The 13,528-nt window shown below is 34.4% G+C and carries 13 protein-coding genes; 9 read left to right on the forward strand and 4 right to left on the reverse strand.

All coding sequences use genetic code 11. The features are described from left to right. From GTR01_RS24055 to gwsS, 6 genes are all read left to right on the forward strand, one after another. Positions 1-1,180 (forward strand): AbfB domain-containing protein (locus GTR01_RS24055; RefSeq protein ID WP_185155164.1); only part of this gene is annotated, 1,180 nt, incomplete at its 5' end. A gap of 119 nt (positions 1,181-1,299) precedes the next feature. After that, positions 1,300-1,440 (forward strand): hypothetical protein, encoded by a 141-nt coding sequence (locus GTR01_RS24060; RefSeq protein WP_228452338.1) that lies wholly within the window; start codon positions 1,300-1,302, stop codon positions 1,438-1,440. A 470-nt stretch (positions 1,441-1,910) separates the two neighbouring features. Further along, positions 1,911-2,105, forward strand: a complete 195-nt coding sequence (locus tag GTR01_RS24065) for a TIGR04139 family peptide modification target (protein ID WP_160140246.1) — start codon at positions 1,911-1,913, stop codon at positions 2,103-2,105. Between the two features lie 98 nt (positions 2,106-2,203). Further along, positions 2,204-3,097 (forward strand): hypothetical protein, encoded by an 894-nt coding sequence (locus GTR01_RS24070; RefSeq protein WP_160140247.1) that lies wholly within the window; start codon positions 2,204-2,206, stop codon positions 3,095-3,097. Then, positions 3,094-3,996: a grasp-with-spasm system ATP-grasp peptide maturase gene (gene gwsG / locus GTR01_RS24075; RefSeq protein WP_160140248.1), complete on the forward strand. Its 903-nt coding sequence runs from the start codon at positions 3,094-3,096 to the stop codon at positions 3,994-3,996. The genes GTR01_RS24070 and gwsG overlap by 4 nt, the downstream gene beginning before the upstream one ends. A 172-nt stretch (positions 3,997-4,168) precedes the next feature. Next, positions 4,169-5,245 carry a grasp-with-spasm system SPASM domain peptide maturase gene (gwsS, locus tag GTR01_RS24080; protein WP_160140249.1) on the forward strand — a complete coding sequence of 359 codons (1,077 nt, stop codon included), beginning with the start codon at positions 4,169-4,171 and terminating at the stop codon, positions 5,243-5,245. 57 nt (positions 5,246-5,302) lie between these two features. On the opposite strand, the gene GTR01_RS24085 is transcribed toward gwsS, so the two are convergent. The 3 genes from GTR01_RS24085 to GTR01_RS24095 all read right to left on the reverse strand — a co-directional run bounded on the left by GTR01_RS24085 (position 5,303) and on the right by GTR01_RS24095 (position 11,157). Further along, positions 5,303-5,680 (reverse strand): hypothetical protein, encoded by a 378-nt coding sequence (locus GTR01_RS24085; protein ID WP_160140250.1) that lies wholly within the window; start codon positions 5,678-5,680, stop codon positions 5,303-5,305. 69 nt (positions 5,681-5,749) lie between these two features. Then, on the reverse strand, positions 5,750-6,220 hold the full coding sequence (locus GTR01_RS24090; RefSeq protein WP_065400659.1) for an Lrp/AsnC family transcriptional regulator: 471 nt from the start codon (positions 6,218-6,220) through the stop codon (positions 5,750-5,752). Positions 6,221-6,354: 134 nt separating this feature from the next. After that, positions 6,355-11,157 (reverse strand): translocation/assembly module TamB, encoded by a 4,803-nt coding sequence (locus GTR01_RS24095; protein WP_160140251.1) that lies wholly within the window; start codon positions 11,155-11,157, stop codon positions 6,355-6,357. 4 nt (positions 11,158-11,161) lie between these two features. On the opposite strand from GTR01_RS24095, the gene tsaD reads away from it, so the two are divergent. From tsaD to GTR01_RS24110, 3 genes are read left to right on the forward strand one after another with little or no spacing between them, the layout of a single operon-like run. Next, positions 11,162-12,178 carry a tRNA (adenosine(37)-N6)-threonylcarbamoyltransferase complex transferase subunit TsaD gene (tsaD, locus tag GTR01_RS24100; protein WP_160140252.1) on the forward strand — a complete coding sequence of 339 codons (1,017 nt, stop codon included), beginning with the start codon at positions 11,162-11,164 and terminating at the stop codon, positions 12,176-12,178. Then, on the forward strand, positions 12,175-12,570 hold the full coding sequence (locus GTR01_RS24105; RefSeq protein WP_160140253.1) for a hypothetical protein: 396 nt from the start codon (positions 12,175-12,177) through the stop codon (positions 12,568-12,570). Before tsaD ends, GTR01_RS24105 begins: the two co-directional genes overlap by 4 nt. Then, entirely contained in the window at positions 12,567-13,262 is a 696-nt protein-coding gene (locus GTR01_RS24110; protein ID WP_160140254.1) for an RsmE family RNA methyltransferase, read from the forward strand. Before GTR01_RS24105 ends, GTR01_RS24110 begins: the two co-directional genes overlap by 4 nt. Positions 13,263-13,312: 50 nt before the next feature. Here the strand turns inward: GTR01_RS24110 and GTR01_RS24115 are convergent. Further along, on the reverse strand, positions 13,313-13,528 hold a 216-nt coding region (locus GTR01_RS24115), incomplete at its 5' end, for an integrase core domain-containing protein (RefSeq protein WP_160136654.1).

The following is a 13,528-nucleotide window of genomic DNA, read 5'->3' on the forward strand; positions in this document are numbered from 1 at the left end:
TACCATTGACGGTGCTAATCGCCGAACCGAGGCGACATTTTGTGCTTTCAAAAATGTTGGAAGTAAGGATGGTATTATACTAAAGAATTCTATGCCAAATAATCCGGAAAAGTATATTCGAMACGTTGATGGTAAGGTTTGGGCAGATCCTGCCCTTAAAAGTATTTCCAATCAAAATACATTTGCCCAGGATATGGTATGGAAGGTTATTGATCCGTTATGGAATGTTGAGCCCGTAACCAATTTGGARTTAGACAAACCAATCTCGCTTCAGGTAACTAGTTCTGGATTTATGGATCGTGTGCTCAGACATAGTAAATCCAAAGGACGGACGGATGTAATCAATTCTAAAAGTAATGTAATAGATCGTAWGGATGCTACATTTACTGTAAGAAAAGGATTCAGCAATAAATCATGCTATTCATTTGAATCTGTGAATAACCCCGGAAAATATCTATACGCCCCATCCGGAGATAAAGGACAGCAGATAGGCGTTGGTACCATTGACGGTGCTAATCGCCGAACCGAGGCGACATTTTGTGCTTTCAAAAATGTTGGAAGTAAGGATGGTATTATACTAAAGAATTCTATGCCAAATAATCCGGAAAAGTATATTCGACACGTTGATGATAAGGTTTGGGCAGATCCTGCCCTTCCAAGTATTTCCAATCTAAATACATTTGCCCAGGATATGGTATGGAAGGTTATTGATCCGTTATGGGGTGAACATGATATTGATCCTGGCACTTATATTCTGTACTCGAAGATCAATACTTTGAGTGCTTTAAGTGCTCTGGATTGTGGAAAAGCTAATAGTACTCCGGTGGTCTTGTGGGGAACCTATAGGAATCCAAATGATTGTCAAAAATGGAAGTTGACTGAAGCAGGAGATGGTTATTATAAACTGAAGCCTCTACACGCTTCTTCCATGACATTGGATGTTGTCAATACCGGTACCACCAATGGTACATTGACGCAATTATACAAAGACAACGGTTCTAATGCCCAAAAATGGAAGATCACACACGTTGGGAATGGGGACTATAGTCTGTCTCCTGTCAATGCCCCGGATAAACAGCTTGACGTAACAGGAGGAGATGACAGAAATGGTACTAGGATTCAGATTTCTACACGCAATCCCTCTTCCAATTCTCAGAAGTGGATACTGGTAAAGCAATAGGTTTTTTATAATGTAATAAGTCATAGAGACTGTCCTCAAAAGGAGTATTTTATCTTTTTGAGACAGTCTCTTATTTTTTACTTTAGCCATTAAACATATATCTTACCATTTATCTGGGTATGGATACCAAGCAAATTGCCAATCTTCTGAACGTAGAGCCTAAAAGTGTGAGAATGACCAAATACCGATTGAAAAAGAAATTCGGATTGGATGAAAACATGGCTTTAGAGACTTTCTTACAGGGTGTATTTTCTGAGTAAGCAATGACAAAAGCTTTATCATAAAAACAATCTATCAAAGTACTGTCATTTAATTTCTGCATCGTTTAAAAAAAAATCTGATGCAAATTATAATTTGTGTACAATTTGTGTACAATAGAAAATAATACATTTTTTTCCTAATTATTACTTTGGTTTTAAAATTTCTTTCTAAACAATACTTCATCCTATTTCTATTTTTTTCATAATTTCTTTATACCCTGCTTAAATTTAAAGGAATAAGCCTGCCAAATTGAGTACACATTACGGATTTCCGTAATGAAATATTACAATATATCTACAAATTTAATCCCACAAAAGTGATGTAATATTTTTTAGTTTTGGGAATATCAACGTTGAAAAGATTCTGCATTTAATACATATGTGTACAGTATTCATTAAATATTAGAATGATCAAACCCATGTCAGGGATTGTATGACAAATTAATTTATTAAACAAAAAACTATCAAAAATGAAAAAATTAGTTGGAATGAAGAGAAACTTCTCTTCAACGGAAAACAAGAAATTACAAAGACAAGATTTGAAATTAATTCAAGGTGCAGGAAATTACAGTTATGTAGCAACAGATGGTGGTGCAGAGTGTTATGATAAACAGACCTGGAAAGACAATGAACTTAAAAATACATTATATATAGGCAACTGCTAATATTTAATGAGCTATAGAGGAAAATAATTCCTCTATAGCTTTATTATCCATAGCAAATCGATCATCTGTTTTTATATCATTACTAAAAACTTATATGTATGGGAAAATTTTTTTTATACTTATCTTGTATTACAATTTTGTTTATTATTTCTTCCTGCAAAAACAGAAACTTAAATTATATTACTTACTATAATCAAGTAAATAATATTGATAGTATTTACCGCTTTAAAAAAGATATCCAGGCCACTGTAAAACAATATAAAAAATTATTCAGACAATACCCTCCTTTAAATCAAAATCGTATCGAAGAGTATGAAACTTATATCAGACTCTCTGATCAGCAGCATAAAAATTTTGGTGGAAAGAAGAGCCTTCATAAACTTATTTTTTTAGTTGCTCCCTATTGGCAGTACAAAAAAAAGGATAGCACACTTATGAATTTGTTTCAAAAAAATGGCATAACACCCCAAGAAATGGAACAGGATATTGCAGAATGGAAAAGTAAAAATAACAGAAAACTGATAGATTCTTTCAGCCTTGCTTTTCAGCGTGATCAAGACAGTCGCAAAAATAATTTGGACATTATTAAAAATGACAAAAAGAATGCTGAAATGCTTAAGTGGATGTTTGAAAATGAAGGATTTCCAAGTATACAAAAAATTGGCTTATGGAATAATAATTTATTTATGCCTGTCGGTCCTTTACTCCTTCATATGGCTGATTATGATGAATATCACCAATATTTCAAGACCAAAATATTAGAATATATAAAATCAGGCGAATGCCCTCCTCGGGATTATGCTGCTATGATAGACCGATATTATCTGTATGTCCTTAAAAAGGATCCTCCTTATTACATATATATAGGACAAAGTTCTGTAAAAGATTCTACAGCTATCAATCGTAACCGAAAAAGCATAGGATTACCAAGTATAAAACACGGGTATGCCATTATAAAAGATTATAATAAAAAGAATAAAGCTGAAAAATGATTTTGATTATCTCACAAAATCAAGAGACTACAACTACTGAGGTCATAAAGTGGTTAGTAAAAATGAATAAAAGTTTCATTCGTGTTCATGAAGATGAAGTTTTTAATATCAAAACAAAAAATGGAAGAATTTATATTGAAAGCTATAGAAATTGTTTTTTTATCGATGATATCACCAGTGTCTGGTACAGACGAGGTGGTTTACAATTCAACAGATTACAGTATAAAAATAATTCTATTAACCTGAGTATGGATGAATACCAGCATTGGTTAGAAGATTATGTTAGAAAAAAGCTGGAATCAAAAAAACATATTAACAAAGAAAGTACCAGTGATATTAATAAATTATGGGTATTGGAACAAGCACAAAAATATGGTTTAGACATTCCGCCTTATTTCCTGGCTGATAATACTGATGATGTGAAATTGGGTAAAACCATCATGAAAACTATAGGTGAAAATCCAAGAATGGAAAACATTATCAAAAATTCCAGCGGTATGATGTACACTTCTATCGTTCAAGAACGTGAAACCAGACCTTTCTTCACGACCTTCTTTCAGGAAAAAATTGAAAAAGATTTCGAAATCAGAAGTTTTTATCTGAATGGAAAAACATGGTCAACAGCCATTTTCTCTCAAAATGATGAACAAACTAAAATTGATTTCAGAAAATATAATACTAAAAAACCTAACAGAAATGTACCTTATCATCTTCCCAAAGATATTGAAGAAAAAATACGGCTATTAATGTTATCCTTAGATCTCAACTGTGGTTCTTTAGATTTTATTAAAAGCGGGGATAAACATTATTTTTTAGAAGTCAATGCAGTAGGTCAGTTTCTTGGCTTATCAATTAAATGCAATTATTCATTAGAAAAAGAAATAGCAGAATATCTATGAAAAGAAATTTTATATCAAAAGAAAAAAAGCAACTTCCTCTTATTTACAAATGTGTAGAAGTGGTAAAAAATAAAACAAGAGAAAACTCTGGTGCTGTTACCATAGAATGTGAAAAATATCAGACAAATCGCTACGTAAAACTAAAACCCAGTAAATTTTTGGTCAGAATTTTATGAAATATTTTAATTTATTTTCTAACATTCTGATTACAAAAGGTGCTACAAGAATCCTTGTATCAGATTTGCAGAGAAATACATCAGAATTGTATCCGCTGGAATTTTATGAATTGATTGAAGATTTAAAGGTTCATTCTATTGAAAATATTCTCAATCATTACGATGAGGAGTCTCAAGAAATTTTGGATGGCTACCTCAACCATCTTCTTGAAAAAGAATATGGTTTCATTACTGAGAATAATTGGGCTGATAATTTCCCATCATTATCTCATGAATACACTGATTCTAGTACTATTTCCGATATTTTTATAGAATTCAACAACCTAGAGTTTCTTTGTAAGATAAAACATTCAATGGAAAATTTAAGGAGCAGACATCTGATTATATTCTGTGAAAATAATCTTACTGAGGACGAAATTCTGGCAATTGATTTTCTGTTTGAAAATACACCTTTAGAAAACATTGATATTTATCTCCCTTATCATAACCAGATGGACGTTCGTTGGTTTCAAAAACTAAATGAAAAAGTATCCAGAATAAGCAACCTTATAGTATATCGTTCTGTATTGCGGTCAATTAAACTAAACAGTAAACTTCGTTTCATTATTACTTTTACAACAGAAGACCTAAAAATATCATCCTGCGGAAAAGTAGACGTAAAGTATTTCAACACCAATCTCCCCAAAGTTTTGGAAGCTATCAATTACAATTCCTGTCTGCATAAAAAAATGGGGATTGATAAAGAAGGCAATATTAAGAACTGTCCTTTAATGCCGGAAAGCTTTGGTAACATTCAAAAAATAAGTCTTGAAGAGGCATTAGCTCATCCTGATTTCAAAAGATACTGGAATATTACCAAAGACAGCATAGAGGGCTGTAAAGACTGTGAATTCAGGTATATCTGTACAGATTGCAGGGCATATACTGAACGTTCTCATCATAAGGAAGGCATAGACGTTTCAAAGCCTTTAAAATGCGGTTATAATCCTTATACCAATGAATGGAAGGAATGGAGTAAAAATCCATTGAAAAAGAAAGCCATCCGCTATTATGACTTGCAGAAAATAAAATAGCTTTTAAACAATGTTTAAAAGCTATTTTTATATCGAAATAAGAATCTAATGAAACTCTTATTTAAAAAACTTCCATTTCGGAATAATGGCCAACATTCCAAATCCTGTAAAAAGGAAAAGATTGGTAACATCCGTATACAGGAAAGTAGACAGATAATAGTTATGCATAAAAAAATGCAGTACCAATAAGGCTGGGAACATGATAATTCCTACTTTCTTGTAGAAGAACATCAGGATCAGTCCTATCATCATCAAGGCATCTATTGAAAAGATAATATAAAAGTACCCTCTTGGGATGTCCAGGTATTCATGCTGAAGGTATTCATCAACATCTATTCCCAGTCCCATTACGGTAAACAACATCAAGGCAGCAAATGCCAGTACAAAACCCCATCCTTTCTTCGGATCTTCGTCAAAATAGCTGTATTCTTCCATAGGTACAAAAATAAAGAACTTATGAGAGATTTCATAAGTTCTTTTATAGTTATTCGTTTAAAATTTGAATTAAATAGAGATCGCGTTAATCAGTCTATTTTTATCACTTAGGAATTCTTCCATAGAGATCATACTTTCAGTTCTCATTACGTCCTGAATGTCGTCTATCTGATAAATAATTCTTTTAGCATCATCAGTATTCTTAGCTCTTACTTTACAGAAAATATTATATTTCCCGGAAATAACGCTAGCCTCGATTACGTTAGGAATAGTTGACAATTCTTTCAATACTTCCTGAGTACGGTTTGATTTTGTCAAAAGGATTCCGATGAAAGCTGTAAAGTGATAATCCAGCTTACCATAATCGATGTTTAGAGATGATCCCAAAATAATACCTGCATCTTCCATCTTTTTCACTCTCACGTGAATTGTTCCAGCAGAAACATCCATCTGCTTAGCAATTTCAGTAAAAGGCATTCTTGTGTTTTCTACTAAGAAATCAAGAATCTTCTTGTCTATTTCGTCCAGTTGATAGTTCATATTAGTTAAATTACAATTTCTTTAAAAAATCTATGTATTTTTTGCAAATTTACGAAAAATAATTTAACTAAAAAAAATATCTCAAATATTAACAATAATTAACACGGATGATAAAAATCATTAAAATATTCCGATTATTTAGCATTTGATTTTATAGAATCTGTTTTTATTTCGGCTTTATCTTCGGATACTTTTTTATCTTTTTTCTTCTTTTTAAACAAAGAATTAAAGCTTTTACTCCACATCACCCCTACTCCATAGGCCTGATTAGCAGTTCCGTTTGTACTGATCATCCCAATGTTGGTAGGCTTAGAGTATCCTCTTACCAATAAAGTTCCATCATTCTTTTTAGATAAATCATACTCTATGGATCCTTCTCCTGACAGATAATTATTCTGAGCTCCGGTTGTACTGGCTTCTGTTTTAGATAACGGAATACCCAATCCGGTTTTGATATTCACCCTTGGTGAAAGAGCCACACTCACCCCCGCATTCGCTCTATCTGCTGTATTTGAATTCTGGTCACCTTTCACATAATTCAGGTCAATCTGAAATTCATTACTCATGGTATTAAGAACAGATCCCAGCTGCTTCAGAAGCATGTTGTATCCTTGCGATTCTGCAACATTACCCATATTTACTTCTACTCCACCACTATTCGATACGTTAAATGTGCTCAACAAAAGCACAGAACCAAATTGGAGTACTTTTTCTCCTTCCTGACTCATTTTTGCGGCCAATGTTTCTCTCACCTGGCTGGATACATCCATTGCCGTTACATTCAACTCCACTTTAGGGTCTACCAACGACTCGGTAATATTAGCCTGCAAGAGAATACTGATAGGCTGTAATTTTCCCATACTCAAATATTCCCCTACGTTGGAAACCATTCTAACATAGTTAGCTGTAATATCCAACGCTGGTTTCATCGCATCACCATCCCATCTGATGCTGCTGTTTTTTTGAATCTGGAAGGTTTTATTAAGAATTGCTTTAGAAATAAAGGTTCCGTTATCCACTTTATAAGTACCATTCATGGCAATATTTCCCTGTCTATTCATGTGGAACCTCAGTGGTTCTGCAATCCCTTTTACAGTAATGCTTCCCACATCATCTCCAATAAGTACGTTTACAGTAGTTCCTTTATCTACAGCCAAATTGAAATCAATATCCATATTGGCTCCTGTTTTTTTCTTTTCTTCCAGTGTTACCAACCCGTCTTTTCCTTCTTTCAGGAACCTTAGCATTTTAAATTCTTCAACATTGGATGTCGAGCCTGAATTAAAGGTGAAAGTACTTCCATTAAGTGCTCTCATGTTAGGGGTGTTTATACTTAGACCGGATACAGGGCCGGAAACATACAGGTCACCTTGTCCATATACTCTTCCCCAAAACAAATCAGAATCTTTTTGAGTGGAATTCAGTACCAAAAGATTATCTGCTCTCATGATCAGGTCTACCCCCATTGAAGAAAGTGTTTCAAATCGGATCGCCCCGGAAATATTCCCCTTAGAGTTTGATCTTCCGTCATGCACCTCAATGTTGTTGAGAATTGCAAGTCCTTTGCTGAGCTGAATTACGGTATCATCAAATGAATAATCTACTCCGGTAAATAAAAGTTTTAATCCAAAATCTTTCAAGGCTATATCACCACTATAATCAAGGTTTTTAAGCTTTCCATTAATTTTAAGATCACCGGTTGCTTTTCCTCTGAGATTTCCAAAAATAGTATGCACAAACTGCTGGGTAAATGAAAGATCAAAATCACGCATTTCTGCCGTCAGATCAATATCAGGGGAAGCTGTATTATTGTTAACAGTACCTGTAATACTTAAACTATTGTTTCCTAACATCCCTGCGGAATGTACCTTTACATCAATATCATAGACGTTGAGTGAGAATCCGTTGGTAGCAGAAATTGAGATTTCTCCCATATCATTACCATTCATCTTAATATTATCTACGGTAAGATCCACCAAAGGCTGCAAAGTACTTTTATCCATCTTGATCTTTACACTTCCGTTGGCCAATCCTTTGATATCCATGCCATTTCCACCGGACTGCATTTCCAGTAATTTTTCTATTTCAAAATCGCTGATATCAGCATCTACATAAAAATCTTTGATGGATTTAAATTGTGCTTCTTTTATAAACAAAGCACTTTTATCAGAATAAACCCGTAGGTTTCTGATCTCAAAATCTCCAGTATTCTTTCTATAAGTAATGGAATGATTGAGCTCCGGACTGGTATCAATAGCCCAGGAGACTTCATTAAATTTAACTTCAGTAGGTTCAAACCTAAAGACATAATCACCTGCAGCATCTGTAGACTGATCTACATTAATTGCATATTCTTTGAGGTTTTCATTGATCTCATCCTCCGGGCTTCCATGTTTGAATACCGTAGCAAGATGCAAAGTATTTCCGTTCTCGTTATTTCCTTTAAGCTCGAAATCTTTGATGATATTTTTATTGTATTCCAATCTATTAACCCTTGCATACAACTGCTGAGCAAGATTTGCTGTATTGATCCTTACTTTAAGGCTATCTACCATAGCACTATCTTTGCTAAGGTTCTTTCTGCTGTTGATCTGATAATCAGGATTAGAAGTTGCCAAAGCGTTATCAGCATCGGTAATTTCTTCTTCTTTGGTCATGATATATTTCAGAGCCGTTGCATCCAGATTCAAAATTAGATTATTGGAATCTCCGTTGTATTCGCCTTCCACCAAAGCTCCATGAGGAAGTTTCAGATCCGGTAAAAAATAATTCACCAATCCTTGCTGAACATCAAATTTCATTGCAAAATTCTGTCCTCGATATAGTTTTCTTGGTGGTGGCCCCACAAGAATCCTTCCGACCCCATTCTCCACCATCCCTACAAGATCCGTAAGACTATATTTTCCCGATATTTTTCCGGTTGCAGCTCCTGGTGCATCTACATCAATAACGCGTCCCCCTGCTTCAATAAAGGTTTTTAGTTTAGCAGTAGGAATATTATATTTCTGAGTAGCCGTTGCAAAATGAAGATTATTAGCATTTACATCTAACGTAAGATCATTAATAGATGACATAGCCATCTTACCTTCTACCTGACCACTTACAATTTGGCTTCCCGGTTTATTGGTAAAATAATTCATGTTCAATTGGGTAACATCCGCATTTACATCCATCATAATTTTGGAAGTACTGAAATCTATTAACCCTTTCACTGTTGCTTTTGCCTGCTCATCATTTACCGTAATCAGCCCATTGTATTTTTTATGATCTAATAAACCGTCCAAATAAAGATTGTTAATCACTTTATCCATGATCTCAATGCTGGAAATCTGAGACTTGGTGGTAAGACGCATGGTATTTACATCAAAACTTTGTCCATTAAGCTCAAAATTACCAGAGATCAAGCCCACCGATTTATTTTTGGTGATAATAGAAGTATTAAGATCTTTTACATCTAAATGCCCTGAATATTTAGGCATAGCAGTGCTATACCCCGTTAATGAAAGTTTAGAAATTTTGGCTTGTCCTATCCCCGTTATTAAATTTCCGTTATCAACATATATCTGATCAGGATTTACTTTTGCTGTTCCGTTATATTTCAATTTCCCGAAATCATCAGCAAAATTCTTCATTTTACTGGAAATAAAAGTAGGCATCATAGCCTTTAGGTCTTTATAAGTAAAATCTGTAGAAAGATCTTTGGTCTCAATAGAAAAATGCCCATTCAACAGGTTATCAACCTTCATTGTTTTGGTAGCAATGTTCACATCAGGATTTCGGATCAGAAAGTTCTCTAAATGAAATTTATTTAAAGGGCCTGTCATTTTTCCTGAAAGATTGAATGGCTTGATATTATCCCAGTTGGTTACAAAATAACTAATATCATACCCGCTCACCTGACTGCCCTGGTTAATATTCATATCCCAACGTACTTTATCCGCAAAATCGGCCCATGAGCCATCATGAAGATTAAACTTAATGTCTCCTTGTAATAAAGTATGGTCTGTATTTAAGGTAAGGTCTTTTAATGACAAAAACTGCTTGGTTAAAGACAGTTCTGTTGAAAAGGTATCTACAATATGAGATTTTCCCCATCTGGAGGTAACAAAAGACATATTATTAATAAGCGCCGTAATATTAGGGCCAACAACCTTTACATTAGGAGCTTTTAAGTTAAATTTTGTAGCGGTAAGCCATTTCCCATGATCATCGGGAGAGTTTTGATTAACAATCGATACTTTAGAATCTATAATCTGTACTCTTGAGTTCAGCTGAAAAGGAGGTTTCTTGGGATCTCTTTTCTTTCCGTCATCAAATAGCTCTGTAAATCGGACAAAATTCGAAATACTGTCTCCTTTATAAGTAATCACCTTCACATCTGCATTCACAAGTGTAAGAGAATTGAAACTTAAAGAATTACTTTTTCCTGAGATCGCATTTGCAGCAAGAGAAATCCAATCAGAATCGGCACGAAACTCACGAGCCTGAATAAAATCTAAACCTTTATAATCTTTTACTTTTAATCCTTTTATGGTAACATCACCAAAGTAGTTTACATCTACACTTTCAGTAGAAAATCCGGATTTAAAATCATTATTCACAAGCTTCAAAGCCTGGTCTGCAGCCCATTGTTTAGTGACCGGAAGGTTGATGGCAATAAGAATCCCTCCGACAAGAACAATACCTAACCAAAATAGAATAAGGAGAAGCTTTGCCCACCAGGTATAGCTAGTGACATCTTTTATTGCCTGTTTTCCAAACTCTTCGGCGGTTTCTACAGGATGATTGATCGCATCTGAAGCCAATTCAGACGCTTCTTTCACTGTTTCCCGAACCTTTCCTTCTACATTTTCAACAGTCTTCTGTACCTGATCCCCTAGGTTTTCAGCTACAGATTTTTTATTCTCATTCTCGTTATTATTCTCTAACTTTGCCATTATTATGAGCGACTCTATAATTTTAGGTATTGAATCGTCTTGCGACGACACCTCAGCAGCTATCATCAAGGGGAATTCTATTCTTTCAAATATTGCTGCGAACCAGGCTATCCATAAAGAATATGGAGGTGTGGTTCCTGAATTGGCTTCGCGAGCCCATCAACAAAATATAATCCCCGTTGTTGAAAAATCTTTTACCAAAGCAAATATACAACAAAATGCAATTTCTGCTATAGGATTTACACGCGGCCCCGGACTTTTGGGATCACTTCTTGTAGGAACATCATTTGCTAAATCTCTGGCTATGAGTCTTAATGTTCCATTAATTGAAGTTAACCACCTTCAAGCGCACATTTTGGCCCATTTCATCGAGGATGCAAATCCTGTGCCGCCTACTTTTCCATTCCTATGTCTTACCGTAAGCGGTGGCCATACTATGATTGTATTGGTAAAGGATTATTTTGACATGGAAATTATCGGAAAAACAACGGACGATGCAGCCGGAGAAGCCTTTGATAAAATTGGAAAAATTTTCGACCTGGATTATCCTGCCGGGCCTATTATCGACAGGCTTGCTAAAGAAGGAAATCCTGATGCTTTCAAATTCAATAAACCCAAACTGGACAATTATGATTATTCTTTCAGTGGGATTAAAACATCTGTTTTGTATTTCATTCAGAAAGAAGTCAGAAAAAATCCGGACTTCATCAAAGAAAACCTGAACGACCTTTGTGCTTCCGTACAAAAGTGCATCATCGAGATCCTGATGAATAAACTTGAAAAAGCAGCTAAAGATCTTGATGTAAAAGATGTGGCTATTGCCGGTGGAGTTTCTGCCAATTCTGCATTAAGAAAAGCTATGGAAGACAATAAAGAAAAATTAGGATGGAATATTTACATTCCAAAATTTGAATATACCACTGATAATGCAGCCATGATTGCTATGGTAGCACAACTGAAATTCGAAAGAGGTGAATTTACCGATCTGAGAACTACAGCAACGGCAAAATACGACTTATGAAAATACTCTTAGAAGAAAAAGTACTGGGAACCCATTCTAAAAAGAACTCAAAATATTATTGGGTTCTGGAAACAGTGACTGGCAAAAATGAAAGCTTGGAAGACAACAACGATTATTTTCCGGCAAGTTCTGAAACAGGATACATTCAGGATATAAAGGAAGAAATTATTGAGAAAATAAATTCAGAACACCTTTTTAGCTTTCCTTATAGTCCCAAAGAAGGTGATTATTTATCCATAAAAAATAACTTAAGAAAGCAGGAATATTTAAATCTTATTTTCATTAATGATAAGTGGATAGAAGAAATATACATGTGCAGCTATCGTGAATGTGATACGGATATTTACACAACCATCAAAACAGGAGTTGCATTCCTAACTCAGGATATATGAAATTATTTTACGGAGAAATAGCAGATCATAACGTAATCATCAACGACGAAGAACAACAGCACATTGTGAAAGTTCTTCGTATGAGAGATGGAGAGGAAATTCACGTAACCGATGGAAAAGGTTCTTTAGCTTCAGGAAAATTGGTTATAGAAGGAAAAAAAGCAGGTATTGAGGTTTCAGAAATCAGAAATAATCTTTCAGGCTTTACTCCTAAACTTCATATTGCCATTGCCCCAACCAAGAATATTGACAGGATAGAATTTTTTGTAGAAAAAGCTGTGGAAATGGGTATTTCAGAAATCAGCATTATCATTACAGAAAAAACAGAACGTAAAAACATTAATATTGATAAAATCAGGAAACAAGCTATTGCCGCATCTAAGCAAAGTCTGAGATTTCATTTCCCGATTATCAATGATTCAGTAAAACTAACTGATTTCTTAAAAGAGATTCATCCTGAAACTACTTTTGTGGCACATTGTCATGAGAATCTGGAAAGAATTGAACTTAAAAGCATTCCCAACATGAAGGAAATTACTTTTTTAATTGGCCCTGAGGGAGATTTTTCTGAAAAGGAAATTGCGTTTCTTGCTGAGCATAAAATCAAAGCGGTTTCTCTAGGGAATCAAAGACTTAGAACTGAGACTGCAGGTGTATTTGTTGCTGCATGGAATTATTACAACATGATATAGTGAATGGCTTTTTAATTCATATGAGTCGTCCTAAAATAGGTTGACATAAATTAAACAATATTTAATCCGGAGAGATATTTTATTTCTTCGGATTTTTTATGCACTTTATCTGGCGTTTCCATATTAAGACTTAAATGTGGTCTTTTAGTATTATAAAGATAAATACTTTCTTTTACTAATAAGTTTAGATCTTGAATATTCTTTGTTTTAGAAAAAAGGAATTCTTGTTTCAATATTCCATTAACCCTTTCTGCTAGCGCATTTTG

The sequence above is a fragment of the Chryseobacterium sp. c4a genome (assembly GCF_009900745.1).
Lineage (GTDB): Bacteria > Bacteroidota > Bacteroidia > Flavobacteriales > Weeksellaceae > Chryseobacterium.